Here is a 25,365-nt window from a genome sequence, read left to right as displayed (position 1 = left end):
GTGCCACGGTGCCGGTTCTGCCGAGGCTGAGCTGACCGACGTTGCTGTCACCGGTCATCAGCCAGGTGCTGTCGCCGTCGATCTCGGCACGGGTGACATTGATGAAACGGCCGTCGATCTGCGCCTTGTTGCGCAGGGCGACATTCAGCGAACCCATGGTGGCGAACAGCGAATCAAGGCGGACATCACCCGACAAGCGCGCATCATCCACGGTGAAGTTCACGTCGGTGAACGAGCCGGAAACGGCGCCATCGCGGCCTACGCGTAGCAGGTTGCCGTCACCTGCAATCAGGTGTGAGCCATTGGCTACGGTGATGTTATAGGTGCTCGCGAACCGTGGGATGACCTGGATGGCGGCACCGCGGCCGGACTGCAGGGTGGAGTCATTTATGTCGAGCCGCAGCGCGCCGGAGTCAACACGCTCACCCATCAGCAATGCACCCACATTGGCCGCCACCACCTGTGAACCATTGAGGATATCCATCTGGCCCACCACAAGGCGGGCGCCGGTCCCGGTGGTGAAGGGACGGGGCGGTGAGTGGAGGTCATCGACGCGAACATATGTGCCATCCAGCACGACCGAGGGAGTGAACTTCGGGTCCCAGGTCGACAGGGTCGAGGCATCAATGCCGATGCTCGAAGTTGCACCGGGGGCCAGATGGTCGGCGTCGACCTCCACGATACTGTCCTTCAGCGTTACCGAGGTGTAGCCACTGCTAATAAAGACGCCACCGTCGATCCGGCTTGAGTTGGCCACAAGCGTGGTTTCACCGTACAGATAGATGGCGTGGTGCTCCAAACCGGTGCGGACAACCCGCGCGTTCTGCAGGTTCACCACGGACGTATCCCCCGCGCGAATGTGCTGGGTCTGCCCGCCGTTGACCGTCAACTGCGAGCCATTGATGAGCCTCCAGGCCTCGATGGGGTCAGCTGCACCCACCTCGGCGGCCTGGTCATCCAGATCGCCTGCCAGTACAGCGCCGGCGGGGAGTGAAGCCAGGGCCAGCAGCAGGCTGCGGAACAGCCGGTGCGGCGTCGGCGGGCGAGGCGAGGAAACGACGGAGCTGAGCTTCATGGGGGATCCTTGTGTCGGGAATGTGGGAGGCACGCGCCACCACGTAGGCATTCGGATCGGCTCCCGTGTCAGGCGGCTTTGCTTGAGTGGCCGTGATGGGGGCTGGATGCGAAGGAACGCGTCTCCTTTGGCCGCAGTCTGTGTGCGCAGGCGCGGCCGTCCCATGCAAAAAGTTGTAAAGCGCACTGGACACCCCGGGTGCCTTCAGCTGCCAGCCAGCCCTGCGGCAGCGCCCCGCGGGCGTTTTGCAATGTGTTCGATGGTGCCGGCCGGTAGCAGCGCCGAGCATGGCCCCTCCATTCAGGAGTGCTTTCCATGCAGAGTTCCACCCCGGCGCCCCAGGTGCTGGCTGTTGCCCTGGCCGCTGGCCTGTTCACCAGTGGTCACGCCAGCGCACAGCAGGTCGTGGCCGACGGCGATGACCAGACGCCCCCGCCAGGCGACTACCACACCACCGAGCCGGTACTGCCGGGAGATACCTCGGGGTATGCGTTCCATGCCCTCAATGGCGGCCGCATTCTGCCAACAGGCCCGGTGAATCTATCCACGGAAGGACGTGCAGCGCACGCGGTGCATGTCGAGGGCGCCGGAAGCCTGGTTTCGCTGGAAGGGGGAAAACTGACCACGACGGGCATATCCGCCGCAGGGGCATCGGTCGCCGCAGGCGCGAGCCTGCGCGCCAAAGGAGTGGTCATCGAAACCACCGGCAACAGCGCGCATGGCGTGCAGGTGCAGGATGCCCATGCCGAACTGGAGGATGTGCGGGTGCACAGCAGCGGAGGTGATGCCTTGCGGCTGATGGGTGGCACTTTGCAGGTGCAGGGGGGGCAACTGCAGGTGAGCCGCGCCGGTGCTTCAGGCCTGCATGCAAATGCCGGTACTGCGACGTTGGGCGGTGTCCACATCGAGATGGACGGCAACGGACAGAGCGGTGTGCTGGCGACCGGCTCAGCGGATTTAGTGCTGCGGGATTCGAGTATCCGTCTCGTTGGCAATACGGGTTACGCCGCTCGGGTGCAACCTGGTGCGACACTGTCAATGCACGCGGTTGACGTCGACGTGCAGGGTGGATCGGTAACCGGCCTGGGACTGGGCGGTACTGCTCATGTCGTCGACAGCAGGATCGCCGTTCAGGGTGCACAGAGCATCGCAGTGCAGCTGTCCGGTGGCACCCTGGCTGTACAGGGCAGCGTGTTGTCCGGCACCTATGGGCTGAGACTCATGCAGGATAGCGAAGCCGTCCTGCGCGGCAGCAGCGTGCGCAACGAGATATGGGCCTTGGACATCAACGGGCGCGGCAATACGGTGACGGTGGAACGCAGCTCGCTTGCGGCCTCTGCCGGCACCGCCATCTGGATGCCGAACCAGTCCACGCTGGTGCTGCGTGATTCGTCGGTGGCGGCCGAGGGGGATCGCGGGCTCGGGCTGGATGTGCGTGGCGGCGTGGCACGGATTTTCAGCACGACGCTGAGTACAAAGGGCAGCTCTGCCCATGGCCTGTACGCGCAGGACGATGCAAACCGCCGCCCGCGCATCGAGGCGATCGACACCGATGTGCTGACCCAGGGTGATGGATCTGCTGCAGCGATTGCCCGTACTGGTGGCACCGTCACGCTGGCCGGCAGCCGTTTGCGCACCTTGGGCCRCTCCTCGCATGGTGTCATTTCGGGTGGACCGGGGCAGATGATCCTGACCAACACCCACGTCCGCACCGAAGGCGAAGGCGCGTGGGCAGCGGTGGTCAATGACAACGGCCGCATGAGCATCGACGGTGGCTCGCTGGTCAGCGCACAGCATGGTGGTGTGTGGCTGCGCAGCAGCCGTGACGCGGGCCTGACCCTGTCCAACGGCGCGCTGGTATCCGGTGGCAACGGCATCGGCCTGGCACTGGATGCGGCGGTGGCCGGGCGCTTCGACGTGGTGCTCCAAGGCGGCTCGCAGATGGTCGGCGACATCGTCATCACGCCCGAGGACGAGGACGCCGGCCTGGTGCCACAGTCCGATGTGCATGTACGTTTGGCTGGCGGCTCGCTGTGGCAGGGGGCTTCCGATCTGGTGCGGACGATGACGATCGAAAACGACAGCCAGTGGACGTTGGCCGCCGATGCCACGATCAGTGGGCTGCAGGTGCTCAGCAGTGGATTGGCGTTGTCCGACGGCAGCGGCCGCTTCAACACGCTCACCGTGGACGGCGACCTGCACAGCGAAGGTGCCACCTTCCTGTTCCAGGGCGCACTGGCGGGCGATGACAGTGCGATCGATCTCCTGCATGTGCGGGGGAATACCTCGGGTGATGCGAGCGTCGTGGTCAACAACATTGGTGGAGTGGGCGCACCTACGGCGGACGGCATCCAGCTGATCCACGTGGACGGTGCATCGCTGGCGCGCTACGCGCTGGCAGGCCGTGCGGTGGGCGGCTCGTACGAGTACTTCCTGTTCCACGGCGGCCTGGCCGATCCTTCCGATGGCAACTGGTACCTGCGTTCGCAGTGGTTCGATGTGTGCGAGGACGATCCGGCTGCGCCGGGCTGTGCCGTGAATCCCGGCCCGGGGCCAGACCCGGGAGACGGCGGGGAAGGTGGCGTGGGGCCGGTGGACCCGATCCGGCCGCCGCCGGTGCTGCGTCCCGAGGCAGGTGTCTACCTGGCCAACCAGTCGGCCGCCATCAACATGTTTGCCCACCGCATGCATGAGCGCACCGGCGCCATCGGCAGCGAGCGCACTGCGTGGGCGCGCGTAGGCCGCAGCAATGCCGATTTCACTGCGGTGGGTGGTCAGCTGTCGGGGGACGGCACTACCTCGGTTCTGCAGGTCGGCAGTGATCTGCTGCGTCGGGGCAATGCCGCCTTCGGGGTGATGCTGGGCAGTGGCCTCGCCGACAACCGCGTCGTTTCGGATCTGACCGGCTACACCGCTACCGGCCGCGTGCGTGGCACTGCGCTGGGTGTTTATGGCACCTGGCTGCAGGACGCCGAGGGCAGTCACGGCGCCTATGTGGATGCGAACGTGCAGTACGGCCGTTTCGACAACCGGGTGCGGGGCGTGGGCCTGGAGCCGGAGCAGTACGATTCGCGCACGACCAGCGCGTCGCTGGAGGCGGGTTACACCTTCAGCGTCTGGCTGGGGGCGTCGAGCCAGCTGTACCTGCAGCCGCAGCTGCAATTGTCGTACGCGGAGTTCCGCGCCGATCGTCATGTGGAGCACAACGGCACGGTGATCGATCGTGCCGATGCCGGTGGCCTGAACGGACGCGTGGGCGTGCGCGTGTTCGGTGGCGGCATCGCGGCGGGCAGCGTGGTGCAGCCCTACCTGGGCGTGAACTGGCTACGTGGCAGCGGCACCAGCGCGTTGCAGTTCAACGGTGACACGGTGGGCGCGGATGTGCCGCGCAACCGCTACGAAGTGCAGGCCGGTGCCGGGCTGAAGCTGGGCCAGCGCTGGAACGCGTGGGGCGGCCTGAGCGTGCAGCGCGGTGACCACGGTTACCGCAACGTGGGCGGCCAGGTGGGCCTGCGCATGGCCTGGTAAACAACGACGCCAGGGCCGACGCCGGGGTCGGAGCCCATTGCATGGCAATGGGCTCTGACCCCAAGCGATCTGGCTGCAGAACCGCCGAGCATGGCTCGGCTCTACCATCGCGCTGAGCGGGGATTGGACATGAACAATGTCCACGTCTGTCGCGATTGTCCATTGAATGACTGCGCAAGCGCTGTCCATGCTGCCGGATCGCTCGCTGACGGTCGCCCGCATGCTTCACCCCGAACGCTCCCACAACGCTGCCATCGATGGCCTGCGTGCACTGGCCGTGCTGGCCGTCATCGTCTTCCATGCGAACGCGGCGTGGCTGCCCGGTGGTTTCACCGGCGTGGACCTGTTCTTCGTGGTCTCCGGCTTCGTGATCAGCCAATCGCTGGCTGCGCGTGCAGGCATGCCACTGGGCGCGCTGCTGCTCGATTTCTACCGGCGCCGCGTACTGCGCCTGTTGCCGGCGCTGCTGGTGATGCTGATGGCCACCTTCGTGCTGTCGGCGCTGTTCATTCCCCGCGCCTGGCGCAACGAGCAGTTCGACCAGACCGGCTGGGCGGCGCTGGTGGGTTTCAGCAACGTGGTACTGGCCGGCCAGCAGGATGACTACTTCTCGCCCGGCGCGGAGCTCAATCCGTTCCTGCACACCTGGACACTGGGCGTGGAGGAGCAGTTCTACCTGGTGTTCCCGCTGCTGTTCTTCGTCTGGTTGCGCGGCCGCGACCGCTGGCCGTGGTCGCGTGTGCTGTTGCCGGCGCTCACGGTGCTGTCGCTGGCGTGGGCGGCCTGGCAGGCGCAGACGGCCCCGGCGGCGGCGTTCTATCTGCTGCCGTCGCGGTTCTGGGAACTGGCGGCCGGTGCGCTGTTGTACCAGTGGATGAGCACGCGCGGTCCCGGCAGGCGCGGGGACGCGCTCGCACTGTCCGGCCTGGCCCTGCTGCTGGCGGGCGTACTTGTCGCGCCGCAACTGGCGATGCCGGTGCCGGGTGTGCTGGCCACGGTGGTCGGCACCCTGCTGCTGTTGGCGGCGGTAGCCGGGCATGGCCAATCGCGGGTCGGCCGCGCCCTGGGCTGGGCACCGCTGTCCTACTTGGGGCGCCTGTCGTATTCGCTGTACCTGTGGCATTGGCCACTGCTGGTGCTGCTGCGCTGGACCTACGGGCTGCAGGGCGCTGCGCTGTGGCTGTATCCGGTGCTGCTGCTGGCCGTGTCGGCTGCGTCCTACCATTGCGTTGAACGTCCACTGCGCAGCGCGCTGCCGCTGTTGCGGCTCGCGCCGGCGAAGGTGCTGGCGATGGCGCTGCCGGTGGTAGCGCTGTGCGGCGCCGGTGCCTGGGCGACGGTGGAGTACCACGAGCAGATCTCGCTCAGCGTCACCCGCGATGGCTACGCATGGCAGGCGCGCCGCTACCCGGCGTGGCGACCGCTGGAAGCGGTGAGCACCCCCGCGCTCGAAGGGCGACGCCTGTTTGTTGTCGGCGACTCGCATGCGGCGGCCTACCGCACGATGACCAGCATGGTCGCGCGACAGACCGGGATGGAGATCCGCCAGGAGGATCGCGGCGGCTGCAGCTTCGTCAATCTGCTGCGGGCCAGCCCGGCCGACTGCCAGGACTTCATCGAGGACAGCCTGTCGGCCATCGAACGCGACGCGCGCCCGGGTGACATCGTGTTGCTGGCGGCGCTGCGCATGCCGGAGCTGCGAGGGTTCGACTGGCAGCAACAGGACGCACAGCAGATTTATCGGCAGTTGCTGGCCGAGCGCACACCCGCGCATGCGCAGGCGGCACGCGATGAAGCCGATCGTGTGCTGGGCCGGCTGCAGCGGCTGGGCGTGCACGTGGTCATCGATGCACCGCTGCCGCTGTTCAAGGCCGGGGCCTACCGTTGCTCGGACTGGTTCAACCGTAGCAATCCGGCGTGCGTCGGTGGCCTGAGCATGTCGCGCGCGGATCTGCATATGCTGCGTGCGCCGCAGATGGCACTGCTGGCCGAGCTGGCCGCGCGTTACCCGTCATTGACCGTGTGGGATCCGCTGCCGCTGCTGTGCGGGTCGGATACCTGCTCGGCCGTGCAGGACGGTGAACCGCTGTTCTTCGACAACGATCACCTGAGCGGCCATGGCAATCGCGTGCTGTTGCCCAGCTTCCGGCAGACCCTGATCGATATTGCGAGCGACAATCCACTGTAGCGCCGGGCCCGCGCCTTGCTGCTCTCCGTTCCGCTCGCGCAAGCCCGCGCGGAACGCGGCGAGCCGAGCATGGCTCGGCTCAACAGTTGTCCGCGGCCTATGCCGGCGGCAGCACCTTGCCCGGGTTGAGGATGCCATCCGGGTCCAGCGCGGCCTTGATCGCGCGCATCGCCGCCAGCGTTTCCGCGGTGAACGCCTTCGCCATGAAATCACGCTTGGCCAGGCCGATGCCGTGTTCGCCCGACAGCGTGCCACCCAGCGCCAGCGTCAGTTCGAAGATCTTCGGCAGCGCGGCATGCGCGCGTGCGTTCTCGTCGGCATCGTCCGGGTGGTACAGGATGTTGACGTGCAGGTTGCCGTTGCCGGCATGGCCGAAGGTGACGATGGTCAGCGAATAGTCGTGGGCCAGTACCTGCACGCCGGCTACCAGATCGGGGATGCGCGATACCGGTACAACCACGTCCTCGTTGATCTTGCCCGGGGCGACGCTGCGCAGCGCGGGTGACAAGGCCTTGCGTGCGGCCCACAGCTGGTCGCGCGCGCGGCCTTCCATCGCCACGTCCAGTGCGATCATGCCGTCACCTTCGGCGGCGGTCGCCAATGCCTGCAGCAGATAGGGCAGGGTGTCGTGGTCGCCATCGGCCTCGACCAGCAACATCGCGCCCGCCTCGGGTACGTCTGCGCCATTGAGGCGCAACAGCTCCAGGCTGCGTGCGTCCATGAATTCCAAGCGCGTGGGAACGACCGGCTGCGACATCAGCCGCGAGACGGCAGAGGCGGCCGCGTCGGCATCGCGGTACAGCACACGCAGCCCGGCCTGGCTGACCGGCAGCGGGGTCAGCTTCAGCGTGGCTTCCACGATCAGCGCCAGCGTGCCTTCGCTGCCCACCAGAAGATGGGTCAGGTCATAGCCGGTGGCGTCCTTGGTGTAGGCACCGCCGCAGCGGATCACCTCGCCGGTACCGGTCACCGCCACCAGGCCCAGCACGTTGTCGCGGCTGGTGCCGTACTTCACCGCGCGCGGACCACCGGCATTGCAGGCCAGGTTGCCGCCGATGCTGCAGATCTCGGCGCTGGACGGGTCCGGTGCCCAGAACAGGCCGTGCGGTGCCAGTGCCTGCTGCAGCGTTCCGTTGAGTACGCCCGGCTGCACCACCGCGCAGCGGTCACCGGCGCGGATCTCGAGGATTCGATCCATGCGGGTGAACGACAGCACGATGCTGCCGGGCACTGGCACGGCGGCGCCGGTGGTGCCGGTGCCCGCACCGCGCGCGACCAGGGCCACGCCATGCGCGCGGCAGGCACGCACCAGCGCCTGCACCTGTTCGATGTCTGCCGGCAGTGCCACCGCAGCCGGGCGCTGGTGGCGCCATGAGTTGTCCTGCGCGTTCGCCTCCAGTGCGCCGTCATCCATGCGCCAGCCGTCGCTGCCCAGCAGGGCGGACAGTTCGGCAACCAATGCGGAGGGCAGGGCAGTACTCATGACAGATCTCGTGGGGCAGCGGGGGCGGGGTGAATCAGTTTCCAGGCGATGACAGCGCCGGCCAGCGGCAGCCACACCCAGCGCAGTTCCGACAGCAGGGTGGCCAGGCCGCGCGCGCTGAAGAACTGCGGCGCGAACGGCGACACGCGGATCGGCCGCCAGGGCGCGAAGAAGCGGTGTTCGCTCCAGGGCCAGGCCAACGCAACGCCAAGGCCGCCGGAGGTCAACGCATCCAGCAGCGGATGGCTGGCGGCGCAGACGAACACGAACACCGCCGCTTGTACGGTAGATGCCAACCTTGGCTTTGCCGTGGTAGGTGCCAACCTTGGTTGGCACAGCACCGCCAACCAAGGTTGGCGACTACCGGAGCTGAGCGGCGCCGACCCAGGTCGGCGGCTACCAAAGAACGCCAACACCGCCGCCAACGCCGCCAGCACGCAGGCGAACAGCAACGAGTGGCTGGCCCCCCGATGGCCGAACGCATCGGCGTAGGGAATGTGCAGGGCAAACGCGAGTACATCGGCGTCGGGCAGCATCGCCGCGATCACGCCGGCGCCCAGCAGGCGCGGCGGAATGCGGCCGCGATCAGCAGCGCACCACAACGCCAGTGGCACCGCCGCGTGGGTGATGATCGAAGGCATCAGTCACGCACCGTGGTAGTGCCGGCCAGGCTGCGCTCTGGTAGGTGCCAACCTTGGTTGGCACAGAAGCGCCGACCAAGGTCGGCCTCTACCAGAGCGGACGGTACCCATCAGCAATCATCCAACCGGAACGCATCGCGCAGCCAGTGCAGCTGCGGTGGTTCGCCCGTGGCTTCAACCACGTCGAAGCGGCAGGGCGCATCGGCCACGGCGGGGTGTTCCTGCAGGTACAGCTGCGCAGCGTGGATCAGGCGCCGGCATTTGCGCGGATCGACCGAGGCCGCGCCGCCACCGAAGTCCTGTCGTGCGCGGTAGCGCACTTCCACGAACACCACGGTGCCGGCGTCATCCATCATCAGGTCCAGTTCACCGCCGCGATAACGCACGTTGCGTGCGCGCGGCCGCAACCCGGCCTGCTGCAGATGCTGCTCGGCGGCGGCTTCCACCGCCGAGCCACGTTGCAGGTGCTCAGCGACCACCGGCGATCGGCATCGGCCGGCCACCGCTGAAGGTCGACCATGCCGGCTGGCGCAGGATGTTGCCGTTGCTGTCCAGGTACAGCGTGCCGGTGGCGCCGTCCAGGCCGCCTTCGGTGGCCAGCTTGTCCAGGTAGGCGCTGATCTTCCACGCATCGGCGCCGAAGGCGAACAGGCGGCTGGCGGCGCCGCGCGCGCTGGGCAGGGTCTGCGTGACCTGGGCAGCGGACGGCACGCCGGACACGCTGCGCACGTTCCAGGCTTCGTTCGGGTAGATGATGCCGTCCAGCGCCACGTCTTCTTCGACCTTGCCACTTCCGGTGGTCAGCTGCGAGGTACCCACGCGGGTGGCACCACCGGCACCGGCCAGCGCCAGCTGCGGGGCCAGCAGGCGGGCCTGCGGTGCACGTACGGCCAGGAACACAGCATCGACCGCGCCAGCGTTGCGCACCTGCGCGCTGACATCCCCCACGGTTTCGCTGATCGCGATGGTGGTGGCGACGCTGCCGCCGCGCTGGGCAAAGCGCTGGGCGAAGGCGGCTGCGGCGCGACGGCCGGTGTCGTCGCTGCTGTTGATCACCAGCGCCTTGCTGCGCTCGCGGCCACGCATGTATTCGGCGGCGACGATGCCGTCGTCCTCCGGTGCCAGCGAGAAACCGGCGCTGCCGGCGGGCGGTGCATCCTTGCCGCGGTTCAGGCCGAGGACCGGTACCGGCAGCTGCTGGCGGCCGTACACGGCATCCACCTCGTCGCGGCCGAGCGGGCCCACCACGAAGTCGGCGCCGGACGCCACGGCCTTGTCATACGCGGCCAGCGCACCGGCCGGGGTACCGGCGGTGTCGAAGAAGTTGACCTCCGGACGACGGCGGGTTTCACCGTAGTAGGCGCTGAGCAGGCCATCGCGCACCGGCTGTGCGGCAGTGGCCAGGCGACCACTGAGCGGCAGCAGCACGGCCAGCTTGGCCGGCGGGCGGTAGCCATCGCTCATCGCCGGCGGGCGCTTGCTGGTGTCGAACTGGGCGGCGCCATCGCGATCGAACGGGCGCGGCAGCGGCAGGCCACGGGCGATCAGTGCACGGCCTGCAAAGTTGTACAGCGGGTCATTGGCCGGCAAGGCGGCGGCGCGGCTGCGCAGGGTGGCATCGTCGAGGGTGCCGAGCAGGCCGGAGATGGCGGCCTGGTTCTCGCTGCGCGCGGTGCCGGTCAGGCCGGCATGCGCACGGGCGCGTTCGGTGGCGGCGCCAAAGGCATCGCCGGTGGCCTGCAGGGCACTGGCGCGGGCCAGCGACCAGCGCGTGCGCAGGCTTGGGTGCACGTTGTCGGCATGATCCTTCAGCAGGGCCAGTGCCTGCGCCGGCTGCTTGTCTGCCAGCGCCAGCTCGGCGCTGGCCAGCTGGTAACGCTGCAGGCTGGCGCCGGTCAGCTGGCGGGCGGTCACCTGGCCCAGCAGGCTGCGCGCGCGTGCGCTGTCGCCGGCCAGGTGCCAGGCCCAGGCCGCATCGGCCAGTGCGTTGCTGCGGGCACCGCCACGCAGGGTCGCGGCCAGCGCTTCCAGTTGCAGGGCGGCGTCGCGCGGCTTGCCTTGTTCAATCAGCGCCAGCGCCTGGCTCTGGGCCGGCGATTCGGGCGTGCTGACGAGGCTGGTGGTGGCGCAACCGGCCAGCAGCATCAACGACAGCGACAGGGCAGAGATGCGTGCGGCGGGCTTGTTCATGATCGGGTCCATGCGATGAGGGCAGCGGCCTTGGCCAGGTACACGCTAGGATTCTACCCTTGCCCCGTGAGTACCGCTGAAATGAGTGTCCCAACCCTGTATGTCGTCGCCACGCCGATCGGCAACCTGGCCGATCTGAGCCCGCGCGCGCAGGAGGTATTGCGTTCGGTGGCGGCCATCTGCGCCGAGGACACCCGCCGCAGTGGCCAGCTGCTGTCCCATTTCGGCATCCAGCAGCCGCTGGTGGCCCTGCACGAACACAACGAAGAGGCCCTGGCCCAGCGCCTGGTGGCGCGGCTGCAGGCGGGCGAGTCGCTGGCGCTGGTCAGCGATGCAGGCACCCCGCTGGTCAGCGATCCGGGCTTCCGGCTGGTGCGTGCCGCGCGTGCTGCCGGCATCAAGGTCAGCCCGATTCCCGGCGCCTGCGCGGCCATCGCTGCGCTGAGCGTGGCCGGCCTGCCCAGCGACCGCTTCAGTTTCGAGGGATTCCTGCCGGCCAAGGCCAGCGGCCGCCGCGATCGCCTGCAGGGGCTGGCCGGCGAAGTGCGCACGATGGTGTTCTACGAATCCTCGCACCGCATCACCGAGTCGTTGGCCGACATGGCGGCGATCTTTGGCGGCGAGCGCCCGGCCGTGCTCGCGCGCGAGCTGACCAAGCTGTTCGAGACCGTGCTGGATGGCGACCTGGCCGGGCTGCTGGCGCAGGTGGAAGCCGATGACAACCAGCGCAAGGGCGAGTTCGTGGTGATGGTGCAGGGCGCTGGCGACGATGCCGAGGCGCAGCTGGCACATGGCCGGCACGTCTACGCCAAGCTGAGCGAGCACCTGCCACCGTCGACCGCGGCCAAGCTGGCGGCCGAGTTGACCGGCGCACCGCGCAAGGCGTTGTACGGCAGTTGAGTGGGTGAAGGAGATCCACGCCATGCGTGGATGAAAACAGCCCGGAATGCAGTAGATCCACGCCATGCGTGGATGAAGTGGCCCTGGACAAGGATGAGGACGATGTCGGCAAAAGGACTTTCACTGGTGTTGGCTCTGGTCGTTTCCGCCCACGCGTGGGCGGGCGAGGAGATCGACCCATCGGATCTGGGGCGTGGCTTCACCGGCTATGAGCTGTTCGATCCTGGCCTGGTGCAGTTGCGGCAGGGCCCGTATGTGGAAGGCAACCACGCGATCGTCATCTACACCGCCGCACGGGAAGCCGTGGACCTGGCCGAGGGCTGCCCGCAGGTGGACCCCGCTGCGCGCGAAGCGATCGAGCAGGCCTACCAGCAGATGGCGGCCAGCCAGCACCGGTATGTAAGTGCGCGCCAGTGGACGCGGCTGCGCGAGGCGCTGCACGGCAGCTACAAGCAGCCGCCGCTGCGTGGCGTGCTGGAATGTGGCGCGTTTGCCATGCAGGCCCCGCATTTCGATGAACGTATGGCGGGGCGCCTGCTCGCCCACACCGAGATGTCGCGCTCGGCCAACGGTGCCGTCGATGATCGCGCCGACGCGTTGCGGCCCGTGCTGGGGTTGGGGATGGCGGGAGGGACGTTGGTCAATCACGTGCTCAACGGCAGCAACGCCGAGCGGGCCGGCCTGAAGGCAAATGACGAGGTGCTGTCGGTGCAGGGCACCGCCGTGGCGACGACCTACGGCATCGAACAGGTCCTTCGCGCGTACGCGCCCGGTGATCGCATCCAGCTGAAGGTGCGCCGCACGGTGCTGGATCTGGCAACCGGGGCCTCGTCGCAGGAGCTGGATATCGGGCTGGTGCTCCAATCGCGGGCGGCGCTGCTGGCGCGTTGAACCTGCAGGTGCGGTGCGCAGCCACGCGTGTCGTGGCTCTACTGCTGGGGCAGATGAACCGCACGCCGCAATCAAACCGGCAGGGCGGGCCCGCGTACGCTAGAATGCGCGCGGCGGAGTCGGCCAGACAGTCGCGTCATCCCTTCGGGGGTGCCGAGGAAAGTCCGGGCTCCATAGGGCAAGGTGCCAGGTAACGCCTGGGCGGCGCAAGCCGACGGAAAGTGCAACAGAAAGATACCGCCTACGTCTTCTTCGGAAGGCCGGTAAGGGTGAAATGGTGCGGTAAGAGCGCACCGCGAGTCTGGCAACAGACCGGTACGGCAAACCCCACCTGGAGCAAGACCAAATAGGGATCCATTGGCGCGGCCCGCGTTGGATCCGGGTAGGTTGCTTGAGCGTTGCGGCGACGTAACGCCTAGAGGAATGACTGTCCACGACAGAACCCGGCTTATCGGCCGGCTCCGCCCCTTCATTCCATCCACGCATGGCGTGGATCTACCAACGTCCATCCCGCATGGCGTGGATCTACCACGTCCATCCACGCATGGCGTGGATTTACCTATCGCCGTCCACGCAGGGTGTGTGGACCTGGTAGTGCCGGCCGCTGGCCGGCAACCGCGGGACCTGCCCGAAGATCCAGAAGTTGCCGGCCAGCGGCCGGCACTACCGGGACAATGACCGGGCTCAACCCGGCGTGCGGTACTGCCCGGCGGAAATGAACTGCGAGAAGCGCTCGCACCACACCACCACGGTGGTGAACTGGTCCACGTCCACATTGGCCGGCACGTCCACCAGGAAGCGGTTGAAGGTCTTGACCTCACCGACGCGCTGGGCCTTGTCCTTGATCTTCAGAAAGTCCGCTTTGTTGTCGACGAAGTCCTGGACCAGGTAGACCTTGTAGTCAGGACCCGGGCCCATCTTGCCGTTGAAGGCGACCTGGCGCGCGCTGACGCTGACCTTGCCTTCGGCCCAATGCACCGCGTCACTGCCTTTGAGGTCGCGACGGAAGGTGGTGTGGTAAGTGGCGTCGGCCATCGCCGCCTGCACCTGCGCGAGCGGCGGGTCATCGGGAGCGATCAGGATGGGCAGCAAATACACGCCCAGGCCGAAGCCAAGGCCGAGGGTGAGCAGGTGGGTGGCGAGCAGGATGAGGATGCGGCGCACGGGGCCTCCTTATGGGTGTGGATCGCGCGGCATGGCGCCGGGCAGGGCTACCTTGGGAGGCTGAGGGCGACATTTATAGACACAGTGCCGAAGGCGAAAAGGGCACAGCGGAGTGCCTGTGACGCTGAAGCCCTTGTGGCAGAAGCGGGTATTGGTCGCGCCCGGAAGCTGAATGACGCATTTGACCTGTCCCGTCGACGGCCCATTTGATGGAAAACACGACACGCCGGGCGCCAGAGTGCCGGCCAGCGGCCGGCACTACCGTTCCAGTCAGAAAATGACGTGACCCTGTCCGCTGGGTACGCCCTGCGGACCAAAGCGGCGCTCGTGGATTTCGCCGTGGCCGTTGCCATCAATCAGCAGCACGGTGCTGGCGCGGGTGCCGTAATCGTCACCACGGATGAAAGCGGGGCTGAGCCAGCGTTCGCGTTCCAGGCCGATGCCGGTATCGGGCAGGTCGCTGTCGACCGGGCGATGTTCATCGGCCAGGGCATCCCACAGTGGGGTCAGGTCCGGGGTCAGCGCCCTTTCCCGTTGGGAAAGGGATCCGACCCCGTCTTGCTCCAGCCACGCCAACAGCGCATCCATCAGCCGCCGGGTCTTCGGCCAGGGCGCATCAAGCGCGCCGTTGGACATGCCGTGCACACCCGGGCCAAGCGTCTGCCGCTCGGCCGGGTGGTTGCCCAGATACTCCAGGCTGTGGCCATCGGCCAGCAGCAGGTTGAACGGGGCATAGGCAGTGGAGATCCCGGCCAGGCGTTCTATATGCATACCCGCCGGATCGCGGCCACGCAGGTAGTCGGCCACCAGGGCGCCACGCGATGGCCCGGTCTGGGAAGCCTGCGGATCGCGGACGTTGGTCACCACCGCCATCCGGCCGCCGGCACCCACCCCGGCCCAGCCGCCGCCCGAGCGCAGGTCGCGTCCGCCGATGACCGACGTCTCATCCTGCCAGGGGGCCAGGGCCGCGGTCGGGCGGGCGTGGAACTCATCACGGTTGCCGGCCATCACCAGCCGCCAGCGCGGGTGGTGCAACCAGCCAATAGCAAGCAGGCACATGGCGCCATTGTGCCCGGTTTGCGCAGTCCGACGTCGCTTTCGGCCCGTTCCGGATGAATGCGCAGCCCGTGTTTCACGCGCCCTCCACACCCCTGAACTTCCGTTCAATCTCAAAAATTGAGACGGATCAGCAACTTGTGGATAAACCTTGAACAACTCTCTAAACATCGGCGCAAACCATTGATGCGGCTGGCGATTTCCCTGCTGAAAAGTTGTTGACAACCCTTGGGCCGCTGCTAAGGTGGGCATCAGAGGGAAATCCGGGTGTTTTGTGGATTTTCGTGGTTCAATGTTTCACCGGGCGAAGGATAAGGTGCAGGCGTCGTGTTCCAGGGCGAGACGGCCATCACAGTTGACGACAAAGGACGCATGGCGGTTCCCACCGCTCACCGCGACCTGGTTGCGCGCGTCAGCAACAACCGTCTCGTGTTGACCTACAACCCCTTCGAATCCGGCTGCCTGTGGCTGTACGCCGAGTCGGAATGGGAGCGGGTACGCGACGACGTCATGTCCAAACCCAACACACAGCGCGTCGTACGTCTGCTGCAGCAGAAGCTGGTCGGTTCAGCCGCCCACCTGGAGCTGGACGGTAACGGTCGCATCAGCATTCCCGCCAGCCACCGCGGTGCGGTGGGCATTGAGAAGAAGGCGGTATTGCTCGGTATGGGCGACAAATTCGAATTGTGGAGCGAGCAGGCGCATCGGGCCCTGATCCAGCAGACGTTGTCTGATGAGGATCTGGGTGATGGGTTGCTCGACCTGAAGTTGTGAGCCGGGGTGCCCGGATGCGCCCAGAAGCGCAGACCGGTCACCTTCCGGTGTCGCAGTCGCCGGCGGTGCATCTGCCGGTCCTGTACACCCAGGTCCTGGAAGGCCTGAGGGTGATCGAAAACGGACGTTATCTGGATGGCACGTTCGGTCGTGGCGGTCATGCACGTGGCGTGCTCACCCAGCTCGGTCCCGAGGGACGCCTGCTGGTCATGGACAAGGATCCGGAAGCCATTGCCGTTGCCGAGCGCGATTTCGCGCCGGACCCGCGCGTGTCGATCTTCCGTGGCAGCTTCGCCCAGCTGCTGCAGTGGAACGAGACCGCCGAAGGCCTGGATGGCGTGCTGTTCGACCTTGGCGTGTCCTCGCCGCAGCTGGATGTGGCCGAGCGTGGTTTCAGCTTCGGCAAGGACGGCCCGCTGGACATGCGCATGGACCCGGACAGTGGCGAAAGCGCTGCGCAGTGGATCAACCGCGTGGAAGATCGCGAGATCGCCGACGTGCTGTGGACCTACGGCGAAGAGCGGCAGAGCCGGCGCATCGCCCGCGCCATCGTGGCCCGCCGCGAAAAGCAGCCGTTCACCCGTACCGCCGAACTGGCCGAGCTGATCGCCTCGGTGATGCCGCGCGGCAAGGACAAGATCCATCCGGCCACGCGCAGCTTCCAGGCCATCCGCATCCACATCAACCGTGAACTGGCCGACCTCGAAGCCGGCCTGGACGCGGCGGTGGAGCGCCTGAAGCCCGGTGGCCGGCTGGCGGTGATCAGCTTCCACTCGCTGGAAGACCGCATCGTCAAGCAGTACATGAACCGCCTGGCCAAGGCACCGCCGGCCAACCGCCGGCTGCCCGAGGCGCAGGCCTTCGTGCCGACCCTGGACCTGATCGGCGGCGCCATCAAGGCCACCGACGAAGAGCTGGCGATGAACCCGCGCGCCCGCAGCGCCGTGCTGCGTGTGGCCCAGAAGCGGGAGGCCGATGCATGAGCCGGCTGCTGCTGATCATCCTGTTGGCCTGCACCGTGGCCTCGGCGATCGGCGTCGTGTTCGTGCGTCACCGTCACCGGCAGACGTTCATCGAGCTGTCGCGCGCCGAGCGTGCGCGCGATGACCTGAACATCGAATTCGGCCGCCTGCAGCTGGAGCAGGCGACCTTGGCCGAAGCCAACCGCGTGGACAGCATCGCCCGCGAAAAGCTCGGCATGAAGTTCCCCGAAGCCGCCGACGTGGTGGTGGTGCGCCCATGAGCAAGACCGGCCGCAACCGTCCACGCAACGCCTTCAACCTGCGCCAGCGCCTGCGCTGGGTGGCCCTGGCGCTCGGCCTGTGCTCGGTATCGCTGGTGGGTCGTGCCGCCTACGTGCAGATCATCAACAGCGACTTCTACCAGCGCCAAGGCGAAGCGCGTTACCTGCGCGAACTGCCGATCAAGACTTCGCGCGGCATGATCACCGACCGCAACGGCGAGCCGTTGGCGGTGTCCACCCCGGTCGCCTCGATCTGGGTGAACCCGCAGGACCTGCTGCGTTCGCCCGAGCGCATCCCCGAGCTGGCACAGGCGGTGGGCATGTCGGTGGACGAGCTGAGCAGCCGCCTGTCGCAGAAGTCGGACAAGGAATTCATGTACCTGCGTCGCCGGATCAATCCGGACGAGGCAGAGCGCGTGGTCGCGCTGAAGATTCCGGGCGTGGCCGCACAGCGCGAGTTCCGACGCTTCTACCCGCAGGGTGAAGCGATGGCGCACGTGCTGGGCTTCACCAACATCGACGACCGCGGCCAGGAAGGCCTGGAGCTGGCCTTCGACGAATGGCTGCGTGGCAAGCCCGGCGGCAAGCGGGTGATCCGCAACCGCAAGGGCGAGACGGTCGAAAGCGATCTGCTGCGTGCGGCCGAGCCGGGCAAGGACCTGACCCTCAGCATCGACCGCCGCATCCAGTACCTGGCCTTCAAGGAACTGCGCAACGCGCTGGTGGCCAACAAGGCGGCCGGCGGCTCGATGGTGATCATGGACGTGACCACCGGCGAGATCCTGGCCATGGTCAACCTGCCGACCTACAACCCGAACTCGCTCAACGGCGCGGTGCCGGACACGCGCCGCAATCGCGCGGTGACCGACCTGGTCGAGCCGGGTTCGACGATGAAGCCGCTGACCATCGCCACCGCGCTGCAGTCCGGGGTGGTGACCAAGGACACCATCATCGATACCAACCCGGGCTACATGCAGGTTGCCCGTTTCACCATCCGCGATGTGCCGCGCAACAACGGCGTGCTGAACGTCACCGGTGTGATCACCCGCAGCTCCAACATCGGCGCGGCCAAGATCGCCGCGAAGATGCCCGACCAGGTGTTCTACGACGGCGTGCGCCGTTTCGGCTACGGCTCGGTGCCGCACAGTGGCTTCCCCGGCGAGTCCGGCGGTGTCGTGCGGCGCCCCGCCAACTGGGACGGCGCGACCAAGACGACCATGTCCTACGGCTATGGCCTGAATGTCACGCCGCTGCAGATCGCCACCGCGTACTCGGCGCTGGCCAACGGCGGCAAGCTGATCGCGCCGACCTTCGTCAAGGGCCAGCGCAACGAAGGCCAGCAGATCATCGACGAGAACGTCGCCAAGCAGGTGGTGGCGATGATGGAAACGGTGGTCACCCAGGGCGGCGCCAAGCAGGCGGCGGTGCTGGGCTACCGCGTGGCCGGCAAGACCGGTACCGCGCGCAAGACCGGCCCCGGTGGCTACGAGCGCGGCCACTACAACGCGCTGTTCGCCGGCGTGGTGCCGGCCACCAATCCGCGTTTTGCCACCGTCATCGTCATCAACGATCCGCAGGGCGGCAAGTTCTACGGCGGCCTGGTGTCGGCGCCGGTCTATCACAACGTGATGGAAGGCACCCTGCGCCTGATGGACGTGCCGCTGGATGACCTGCAGTCGTGGCTGGCTGCCCAGCAGTCCGGAAAGATCGGGCATTCGGCCTCGGTGCTGCCGGTGCCGCCGGCCGAAGCCGCACTGCCGGTGGATGCCGCCGCTGAATTCGATGCCGCGCTGCCCAGCGCGCACCCCCATGTGCCGCCCGCCACGGGAGGCACGCAATGAGCCCTTCGATGTTGCTTTCGCAGTTGCTTCCGGACGTGGCCCTGGCGGGCCATGATCCCGTTCTGACCGGCCTGGTGCTGGACAGTCGTGCCGTGCGCCCCGGCAATGCCTTCGTTGCCATCGCCGGTTTCGGCGCGCATGGCCTGGGTTTTGTCGAGCAGGCGCGTGCTGCCGGTGCCGGCGCGATCCTCTTCGAAGCGCCGGCGCCTGCCGAGCTGCCTGCACCGGCCGATGCCATCGCCGTGCCGGACCTGCGTGCGCGTCTGGGGGCAATGGCCGACCAGTTCCATGGTGCGCCTTCGCGGGCGATGACCATGGTTGGCGTGACCGGCACCAACGGCAAAACCTCCACCGTGCAGCTGCTGGCCCAGGCCTGGCACCTGCTCGGTACGCCCAGTGGCAGTATCGGCACGTTGGGCGCCGGACTTTATGGTGCGGTCGAGCCGACCGGTTTCACCACCCCGCTGGTGCTGCAGATGCATGCGCTGCTGGCGCAGCTGCGCGACGATGGCGCGGGCGCGGTGGCGATGGAAGTCAGCTCGCATGCGCTGGACCAGGGCCGCGTGGATGCGGTGCACTACGACGTGGCGGTGTTCACCAATCTCACCCGCGATCACCTTGACTACCACGGTGACATGGCCAGCTACGGCGCGGCCAAGGCGCGGCTGTTCCATCGCCCGGGCCTGAAGGCGGCGGTCATCAATCTTGACGATGCGTTCGGTCGCCAGCTGTTCGCCGGTCTGCCGGCGGGCGTGCAGGCCATTGGCCTGAGCTCGCGTGGTGCCGACGGTGCCAGCGTGCGCGCTGAAGCGCTGCAGCTGGACGGCCGCGGCATCGGTTTCGAACTGGTCATCGACGGCCAGCGCGCTGCAGTGCAGTCGCCGCTGCTGGGCCGCTTCAACGTGGACAACCTGTTGGCCGTGGCCGGCAGCCTGCATGCGCTGGGGCATCCGCTGCCGCGCATCGCCGAGGTGCTGTCGGCACTGCAGCCGATCCGTGGCCGCATGAACCGCCTGGGCGGCGAAGACGGCCTGCCGACCGTGGTGGTTGATTACGCACACACCCCCGACGCGCTGGAACAGGCGCTGGACAGCCTGCACGGCCACCTGCAGGGCACGCTGTTCTGCGTGTTCGGCTGCGGTGGCGAGCGCGATACCGGCAAGCGCCCGCAGATGGCTGCCATTGCCGAGCGCCTGGCCAACCAGGTCATCGTCACCGACGACAACCCGCGTGGCGAAGACGGCGACGTGATCGTGGCCGACATCCTGGCTGGCTTCACCGATGCCTCGGCCGTGACCGTGCAGCGCAACCGCGCGCGTGCGATCGGCCTGGCGGTGAAGCGCGCTGGTGCCGGCGACATCATCCTGATCGCCGGCAAGGGCCACGAGCCCTATCAGGAAGTGAATGGCGTGCGGCATGACTTCGACGACACCGAAGTATCGGCCGCCGCGCTGGCTGCGAAGGCCGGTGTGTTGGCCGCTCAGGCCGGGGAGGGCGCCGCATGAAGCGCACCCTGCTTTCGCTGATCGCACACTGGGCCGGTGGCGAGATCCACGGCGACGACGTGGCCATCGACGCGGTCAGCAACGATACCCGCAGCCTTGGTCCGGGCAGCCTGTACGTGGCGCTGCGTGGCGAACGCTTCGACGGCCACGATTTTGCTGCCGACGCACAGGCGCGTGGCGCCAGCGCGTTGCTGGTCGAGCGCCTGCTGCCGCTGGACCTGCCGCAGGTGCTGGTGGCCGACAGCGAGCGCGCGCTGGCGAAGATCGCCGCCGGCATGCAGCGCGACCGCGCGACCGAACTGTTCGCCATCACCGGCAGCAACGGCAAGACCAGCGTCAAGAGCCTGCTGCTGGCGATCCTGCAGCAGGTGGCCCAGCACGCGCACAAGGTGGTCTACGCCAACCCGGGCAACCGCAACAACGAGATCGGCCTGCCGCTGGCGGTGATCGACGCACCGGAAGATGCCGACTACGCCGTCTACGAGATGGGCGCCGGCAAGCCGGGCGACATCGCCTACCTGACCGACATCGCGCGCCCGCGCTATGCCCTGGTCAACAACATCGCCCCGGCCCACCTGGAGCGGATGGGCAGCCTGCTCGGCGTGGCGGTGACCAAGGGCGCGATCTACGCCGCGCTGCCGGCCGATGGCGTGGCCGTGATCAACGCCGACGATGCCTACGGGCGCTGGTTCGAACAGCATTTCATCGGTACCCCGGCACGTTGCCGGGTGCTGCGCTATGGCCTGGAACACACCGCCGACGTCACCGCGCGCGACATCCGCGCCGGTGCGCAGGGCAGCCGCTTCACCCTGGTCACGCCGATGGGCGAGGCGGGCGTGGTGCTGGGCCTGCCGGGCCGCCACAACATCAGCAATGCGCTGGCCGCCGCCAGCCTGGCGCTTGCCGCCGGCATCGAGCTGTCACTGGTGGCCACCGGCCTGGCGGAAGCGCAGCCGGTGCCGGGCCGCCAGATCGCCCATCAGCTGCACAACGGCGCGGTGCTGGTGGATGACAGCTACAACGCCAACCCTGGTTCGCTGGCCGCCGCCATCGACGCACTGGCCGCCGCCCCGGAAGAGGGCTGGCTGGTGCTGGGCGACATGCGCGAGCTGGGCGCCGACGCCGAGGCGCTGCATGCACAGGCGGGCATCCGCGCGCGTGCCGCCGGCCTCAAGCGCCTGTATGCGCTGGGCCCGCTCAGCGCCGCTGCCGCCGCTGCGTTTGGCGAGGGCGGACATCATTTCACCACCCATGACGCGCTGTCGCAGGCGCTGAAGGAAGCGCTGCACGCCGGCGTGCGCTGCCTGGTCAAGGGTTCCCGTGGCAGCGCCATGGACACGATTGTCAAAGCGCTGCTGGCGCAAGGAGAGGAATCCCCGCATGTTGTATGAACTGGCTCGATGGTTGCAGCAGTTGGAGAGCCTGTTCGGGCTGTTCAACTACCAGACGTTCCGCGCCATCCTTGCCGCGTTGACGGCGCTGTTCCTGTCGCTGTGGCTCGGCCCGGCGATGATCCGCAAGCTTGCCCAGTTCAAGGGCGGCCAGCCGATCCGGACCGATGGTCCGCAGACCCATTTCTCCAAGGCCGGCACGCCGACCATGGGTGGTTCGCTGATCCTGCTCACCGTCACCCTGTCGGTGCTGATGTGGGCCGACCTGCGCAACCGCTACGTGTGGCTGGTGCTGGCGGTGATGCTGTGCTTCGGCGCCATCGGCTGGTACGACGACTGGATCAAGATCGTCCGTCGCGACCCGAACGGCCTGAAGTCGCGCTGGAAGTACCTGCTGCAGTCGATCTTCGGCCTGGCTGCGGGCATCTTCCTGTTCCAGACCGCCGACGTACCGGCGGCGCTGACCTTCTACATCCCGATGTTCAAGTCGGTGGCGCTGCCGCTGGCCGGCATCGGCTTCGTGGCCATCGCCTATTTCTGGATCGTCGGCTTCTCCAACGCGGTCAACCTGACCGACGGCCTGGACGGGCTGGCGATCATGCCGACGGTGCTGGTGGCCTGCGCGCTGGGCGTGTTCGCCTATGCGTCGGGCAACGCGGTGTTCGCCAACTACCTGCAGATCCCGCAGATTCCAGGCGCCGGTGAGCTGGTCATCATCTGTGCGGCGATCGCCGGCGCGGGGCTGGGCTTCCTGTGGTTCAACACCTATCCGGCCATGGTGTTCATGGGCGATATCGGCGCGCTGTCGCTGGGCGCGGTGCTGGGCACCATCGCGGTGATCACCCGCCAGGAACTGGTGCTGGTGATCATGGGCGGCGTGTTCGTCATCGAGACGCTGTCGGTGATGATCCAGGTCGCCTCGTTCAAGCTGACCGGCAAGCGCGTGTTCCGCATGGCGCCGATCCACCACCACTTCGAACTGAAGGGCTGGCCGGAGCCGCGCGTGATCGTGCGCTTCTGGATCATCTCCGTCGTGCTGGTGCTGATCGGCCTGGCCACGTTGAAGGTACGCTGATGAATGACCTGTCGCACCAGGCAACACGCCTCGAGGCCATCGGTGGCAGCTACGACAAGTGGCTGCTCGGCGCGATGATCGCGCTCACCGGGCTGGGCGTGGTGATGGTGGCGTCCAGCTCGATCGCGTTGATGAGCAGCCCGTTCTATTACCTCAACCGCCACCTGATCTTCCTGGCGGTCGGCATCGTATTGGCCATCTTCGCCGCGCGTACCGAGCTGAAGACCATCGAGCAGTACAACCAGATGCTGCTGCTGGGCTGCTTCGCGCTGCTGGTGGTGGTGTTCGTGCCCGGCCTGGGCAGCAGCGTCAACGGTGCCCGCCGCTGGATCAACCTGGGCATCTCCAAGTTCCAGACGGTCGAAGCGGTGAAGGTGCTCTACATCGTCTGGCTGTCCAGCTACCTGGTGCGCTTCCGCGACGAGGTCAACGCGACCTGGCCGGCGATGCTCAAGCCGCTGGGCGTGGCCGGTGCGCTGGTGGTGCTGCTGCTGCTGCAGCCCGACTTCGGCTCGTCCACCCTGCTGCTGGCGATCACCGCCGGCATGCTGGTGCTGGGCGGGGTGAACATGCCGCGCATGTCGATGCCGGTGGTGATCGGTCTGGTCGGCATGAGCGCGCTGGCGATCATCGAGCCGTACCGCATGCGCCGCATCACCTCCTTCCTCGACCCGTGGGCCGACCAGCAGGGCGACGGCTACCAGCTGTCCAACGCGCTGATGGCGGTGGGCCGCGGCGAGTGGACCGGCGTTGGCCTGGGCAATTCGGTGCAGAAGCTGTACTACCTGCCCGAGGCGCACACCGACTTCATCTTCTCGGTCACCGCCGAGGAATTCGGTTTCCTGGGCACCTGCGTGATCGTGGCCCTGTACGCACTGCTGGTCGGCCGCACCTTCTGGCTGGGCATGCGCTGCGTGGAAATGAAGCGCCACTTCTCCGGTTACATCGCCTTCGGCATCGGCCTGTGGATCAGCATGCAGACCTTCGTTTCGATCGGCGTGAACCTGGGCATCCTGCCGACCAAGGGCCTGACCCTGCCGCTGATTTCGTCGGGTGGTTCGTCGGTGCTGATGACCTGCGTGGCGATGGGCCTGCTGCTGCGCGTGTCCTATGAACTCAAGCGCGCCGAGCGCCGCCAGGCCGTGCGCATGGGCGCCGCCGACGATGTAGCCGGGCCTGCCGCCGCCGAGCCTTCTGCTGCACCGGTGGCGAAGAACGTGCCGATGGCTGCCGAACCGGCCGCGGCCGAGCCGGCCGCCGTGCGTGGCACCAGCCGCCTGCAGTCGCGCGTCGAACCCACCTTCGGGAGGCTCGGATGAGCGCGGCCCAGAACAACAACCGGCCGGTGATGATCCTGGCCGGTGGTACTGGCGGGCACATCTTCCCGGGCCTGGCCGTGGCCCGCGTGCTGCGCGCGCGTGGCGTGCCGGTCACCTGGATGGGTGCCGATGGCGCCATGGAAACCCGCCTGGTTCCGCAGCACGACATCGCCATCGATACGCTGGCCATCACCGGCCTGCGTGGCAAGGGCAAGCTGGCTCTGCTGGCCGCGCCGTGGCGCCTGATGCGCGCGCTGCGTGCGGCCGGCCTGATCATCCGTGATCGCCAGCCGCGTGCGGTGGTCGCCTTCGGTGGCTTCGCTTCCGGCCCCGGTGGCATGGCCGCGCGCCTGCACGGCCTGCCGCTGATCGTGCACGAACAGAACCGCGCGCCGGGCCTGACCAACCGCATCCTGTCGCGCTACGCGCGCCGCCTGCTGACCGGTTTCCCGGGCACCTTCGCTGCACGCGAAGAGTTCGTGGGCAATCCGGTGCGCGCCGAAATCGCCGCCGTCGCGCCGCCGCAGCAGCGGCTGGCCGATCGCAGCGGTCCGCTGCGCCTGCTGGTGCTGGGCGGAAGCCAGGGTGCCCGCGCGCTCAACAGTGGCGTGCCGCAGGCACTGGCCAGCCTGGGTGCGCAGGTGCCGGTGGTGGTGCGTCACCAGAGCGGCGAGAAGCTGCATGCCGAAGCAGTCGAGGCCTATGCCAAGGCCGGCGTGCAGGGCGAGGTCACACCGTTCATCGCCGACATGGCCGAAGCCTTCGCCTGGGCCGACCTGGTGGTATGCCGTTCCGGCGCGTCCACGCTGGCCGAACTCTGCGCGGTCGGCATCGGCAGCGTGCTGGTGCCATTCCCCGCTGCTGTCGACGATCACCAGACCCGCAATGCGGAGTACCTGGTCGAGCGCGATGCAGCCGTATTGCTGAAGCAGGACGAAACGCTGGCAGACGGCATTGCCGCGCTGCTGCGTGATCTGTCCGAAAATCCCGCCCGCCGCATGCAGATGGCGCAAGCCGCGCGTGCCCTGGCCAAGGTCGATGCCGCCGAGCGCATCGCCGATATCATTCTCGAGGAAGCTGTATGAAGAAGGCACGCTCCAG

General features: G+C 67.6%; 19 protein-coding genes, 1 other RNA gene and 1 pseudogene. 14 read left to right on the top strand and 7 right to left on the bottom strand.

The genetic code is table 11. The features are described 5' to 3' along the window. A pseudogene (locus AC1DCU_RS19275) lies at nt 1–1,075 on the bottom strand (autotransporter outer membrane beta-barrel domain-containing protein); the annotation flags it as partial. Between the two features lie 315 nt (nt 1,076–1,390). Between AC1DCU_RS19275 and AC1DCU_RS19270 the strand changes: the two are divergent. Together AC1DCU_RS19270 and AC1DCU_RS19265 are read left to right on the top strand one after the other, a co-directional pair. Further along, nucleotides 1,391–4,603, top strand: a complete 3,213-nt coding sequence (locus AC1DCU_RS19270; RefSeq protein ID WP_478014258.1) for an autotransporter family protein — start codon at nt 1,391–1,393, stop codon at nt 4,601–4,603. Between the two features lie 166 nt (nt 4,604–4,769). Then, nucleotides 4,770–6,791, top strand: a complete 2,022-nt coding sequence (locus AC1DCU_RS19265) for an acyltransferase family protein (protein ID WP_442252221.1) — start codon at nt 4,770–4,772, stop codon at nt 6,789–6,791. A 97-nt stretch (nt 6,792–6,888) separates the two neighbouring features. On the opposite strand, the gene AC1DCU_RS19260 is transcribed toward AC1DCU_RS19265, so the two are convergent. From AC1DCU_RS19260 to AC1DCU_RS19245, 4 genes are all read right to left on the bottom strand, one after another. Then, the gene (locus AC1DCU_RS19260) at nt 6,889–8,274 is read right to left on the bottom strand and encodes an FAD-binding oxidoreductase (RefSeq protein ID WP_478013618.1); all 1,386 of its coding nucleotides are present in this window, start codon (nt 8,272–8,274) and stop codon (nt 6,889–6,891) included. Further along, a complete protein-coding gene (locus AC1DCU_RS19255; protein WP_333622213.1) occupies nt 8,271–8,915 on the bottom strand; it encodes a metal-dependent hydrolase in 645 nt (214 codons plus the stop codon). The genes AC1DCU_RS19260 and AC1DCU_RS19255 overlap by 4 nt, the downstream gene beginning before the upstream one ends. Nucleotides 8,916–9,025: 110 nt before the next feature. Next, nucleotides 9,026–9,394, bottom strand: coding sequence for a YraN family protein (locus tag AC1DCU_RS19250; protein ID WP_442252223.1), 369 nt, complete (start codon nt 9,392–9,394; stop codon nt 9,026–9,028). Continuing rightward, a complete protein-coding gene (locus tag AC1DCU_RS19245) occupies nt 9,384–11,105 on the bottom strand; it encodes a penicillin-binding protein activator (RefSeq protein ID WP_442252224.1) in 1,722 nt (573 codons plus the stop codon). The genes AC1DCU_RS19250 and AC1DCU_RS19245 overlap by 11 nt, the downstream gene beginning before the upstream one ends. An 81-nt stretch (nt 11,106–11,186) precedes the next feature. Here AC1DCU_RS19245 and rsmI point away from each other — a divergent pair, with 81 nt between their 5' ends. The 3 genes from rsmI (at nt 11,187) to rnpB (ending at nt 13,363) form a co-directional block, all read left to right on the top strand. Then, nucleotides 11,187–12,005 carry a 16S rRNA (cytidine(1402)-2'-O)-methyltransferase gene (gene rsmI / locus AC1DCU_RS19240; RefSeq protein ID WP_025876607.1) on the top strand — a complete coding sequence of 273 codons (819 nt, stop codon included), beginning with the start codon at nt 11,187–11,189 and terminating at the stop codon, nt 12,003–12,005. A 126-nt stretch (nt 12,006–12,131) separates the two neighbouring features. Beyond that, nucleotides 12,132–12,896: a PDZ domain-containing protein gene (locus AC1DCU_RS19235; RefSeq protein WP_282280490.1), complete on the top strand. Its 765-nt coding sequence runs from the start codon at nt 12,132–12,134 to the stop codon at nt 12,894–12,896. A gap of 115 nt (nt 12,897–13,011) precedes the next feature. Further along, nucleotides 13,012–13,363, top strand: an RNA gene (rnpB, locus tag AC1DCU_RS19230) — RNase P RNA component class A. Between the two features lie 217 nt (nt 13,364–13,580). Here the strand turns inward: rnpB and AC1DCU_RS19225 are convergent. Together AC1DCU_RS19225 and AC1DCU_RS19220 are read right to left on the bottom strand one after the other, a co-directional pair. Then, nucleotides 13,581–14,060: a DM13 domain-containing protein gene (locus tag AC1DCU_RS19225; RefSeq protein WP_032974905.1), complete on the bottom strand. Its 480-nt coding sequence runs from the start codon at nt 14,058–14,060 to the stop codon at nt 13,581–13,583. Nucleotides 14,061–14,330: 270 nt separating this feature from the next. After that, a complete protein-coding gene (locus AC1DCU_RS19220) occupies nt 14,331–15,119 on the bottom strand; it encodes an NRDE family protein (RefSeq protein WP_282280491.1) in 789 nt (262 codons plus the stop codon). Between the two features lie 324 nt (nt 15,120–15,443). Between AC1DCU_RS19220 and mraZ the strand changes: the two genes are divergently transcribed. Genes mraZ through murG form a run of 9 tightly spaced genes read left to right on the top strand, consistent with a single transcriptional unit; the run spans nt 15,444 to nt 25,349 of the window. Continuing rightward, nucleotides 15,444–15,890, top strand: coding sequence for a division/cell wall cluster transcriptional repressor MraZ (gene mraZ / locus AC1DCU_RS19215; RefSeq protein ID WP_025876601.1), 447 nt, complete (start codon nt 15,444–15,446; stop codon nt 15,888–15,890). 14 nt (nt 15,891–15,904) lie between these two features. After that, a complete protein-coding gene (rsmH, locus tag AC1DCU_RS19210) occupies nt 15,905–16,873 on the top strand; it encodes a 16S rRNA (cytosine(1402)-N(4))-methyltransferase RsmH (protein ID WP_025876600.1) in 969 nt (322 codons plus the stop codon). Then, entirely contained in the window at nt 16,870–17,133 is a 264-nt protein-coding gene (ftsL, locus tag AC1DCU_RS19205) for a cell division protein FtsL (protein WP_025876599.1), read from the top strand. Before rsmH ends, ftsL begins: the two co-directional genes overlap by 4 nt. Continuing rightward, a complete protein-coding gene (locus AC1DCU_RS19200) occupies nt 17,130–18,974 on the top strand; it encodes a peptidoglycan D,D-transpeptidase FtsI family protein (protein WP_025876598.1) in 1,845 nt (614 codons plus the stop codon). Before ftsL ends, AC1DCU_RS19200 begins: the two co-directional genes overlap by 4 nt. Beyond that, on the top strand, nt 18,971–20,479 hold the full coding sequence (locus tag AC1DCU_RS19195; protein ID WP_282280492.1) for a UDP-N-acetylmuramoyl-L-alanyl-D-glutamate--2,6-diaminopimelate ligase: 1,509 nt from the start codon (nt 18,971–18,973) through the stop codon (nt 20,477–20,479). Before AC1DCU_RS19200 ends, AC1DCU_RS19195 begins: the two co-directional genes overlap by 4 nt. After that, nucleotides 20,476–21,870, top strand: coding sequence for a UDP-N-acetylmuramoyl-tripeptide--D-alanyl-D-alanine ligase (locus AC1DCU_RS19190; protein ID WP_032974908.1), 1,395 nt, complete (start codon nt 20,476–20,478; stop codon nt 21,868–21,870). Before AC1DCU_RS19195 ends, AC1DCU_RS19190 begins: the two co-directional genes overlap by 4 nt. After that, nucleotides 21,860–22,945 (top strand): phospho-N-acetylmuramoyl-pentapeptide-transferase, encoded by a 1,086-nt coding sequence (gene mraY / locus AC1DCU_RS19185; RefSeq protein ID WP_025876592.1) that lies wholly within the window; start codon nt 21,860–21,862, stop codon nt 22,943–22,945. The genes AC1DCU_RS19190 and mraY overlap by 11 nt, the downstream gene beginning before the upstream one ends. Further along, on the top strand, nt 22,945–24,264 hold the full coding sequence (gene ftsW / locus AC1DCU_RS19180) for a putative lipid II flippase FtsW (protein ID WP_025876590.1): 1,320 nt from the start codon (nt 22,945–22,947) through the stop codon (nt 24,262–24,264). Before mraY ends, ftsW begins: the two co-directional genes overlap by 1 nt. Beyond that, nucleotides 24,261–25,349, top strand: a complete 1,089-nt coding sequence (gene murG, locus AC1DCU_RS19175; protein ID WP_032974909.1) for an undecaprenyldiphospho-muramoylpentapeptide beta-N-acetylglucosaminyltransferase — start codon at nt 24,261–24,263, stop codon at nt 25,347–25,349. The genes ftsW and murG overlap by 4 nt, the downstream gene beginning before the upstream one ends. Nucleotides 25,350–25,365: the final 16 nt, after the last annotated feature.

It is taken from the genome of Stenotrophomonas sp. 10L48 (assembly GCF_056395105.1).
The sequence above is the reverse complement of the archived record's forward strand: the minus strand, read 5'-3'. Positions and strand labels throughout refer to the sequence as shown.

Excerpts from the sequence above, each read along its gene's own strand:
- ftsL (WP_025876599.1), top strand. The coding sequence starts at position 16,870 with ATGAGCCGGCTGCTGCTGATCATCCTGTTGGCCTGCACCGTGGCCTCG.
- rsmI (WP_025876607.1), top strand. The coding sequence starts at position 11,187 with ATGAGTGTCCCAACCCTGTATGTCGTCGCCACGCCGATCGGCAACCTG.
- mraY (WP_025876592.1), top strand. The coding sequence starts at position 21,860 with ATGTTGTATGAACTGGCTCGATGGTTGCAGCAGTTGGAGAGCCTGTTC.
- murG (WP_032974909.1), top strand. The coding sequence starts at position 24,261 with ATGAGCGCGGCCCAGAACAACAACCGGCCGGTGATGATCCTGGCCGGT.
- AC1DCU_RS19220 (WP_282280491.1), bottom strand. The coding sequence starts at position 15,119 with ATGTGCCTGCTTGCTATTGGCTGGTTGCACCACCCGCGCTGGCGGCTG.
- ftsW (WP_025876590.1), top strand. The coding sequence starts at position 22,945 with ATGAATGACCTGTCGCACCAGGCAACACGCCTCGAGGCCATCGGTGGC.
- AC1DCU_RS19245 (WP_442252224.1), bottom strand. The coding sequence starts at position 11,105 with ATGAACAAGCCCGCCGCACGCATCTCTGCCCTGTCGCTGTCGTTGATG.
- AC1DCU_RS19200 (WP_025876598.1), top strand. The coding sequence starts at position 17,130 with ATGAGCAAGACCGGCCGCAACCGTCCACGCAACGCCTTCAACCTGCGC.
- AC1DCU_RS19195 (WP_282280492.1), top strand. The coding sequence starts at position 18,971 with ATGAGCCCTTCGATGTTGCTTTCGCAGTTGCTTCCGGACGTGGCCCTG.
- rsmH (WP_025876600.1), top strand. The coding sequence starts at position 15,905 with ATGCGCCCAGAAGCGCAGACCGGTCACCTTCCGGTGTCGCAGTCGCCG.
- AC1DCU_RS19260 (WP_478013618.1), bottom strand. The coding sequence starts at position 8,274 with ATGAGTACTGCCCTGCCCTCCGCATTGGTTGCCGAACTGTCCGCCCTG.
- AC1DCU_RS19265 (WP_442252221.1), top strand. The coding sequence starts at position 4,770 with ATGACTGCGCAAGCGCTGTCCATGCTGCCGGATCGCTCGCTGACGGTC.
- AC1DCU_RS19190 (WP_032974908.1), top strand. The coding sequence starts at position 20,476 with ATGAAGCGCACCCTGCTTTCGCTGATCGCACACTGGGCCGGTGGCGAG.
- AC1DCU_RS19255 (WP_333622213.1), bottom strand. The coding sequence starts at position 8,915 with ATGCCTTCGATCATCACCCACGCGGCGGTGCCACTGGCGTTGTGGTGC.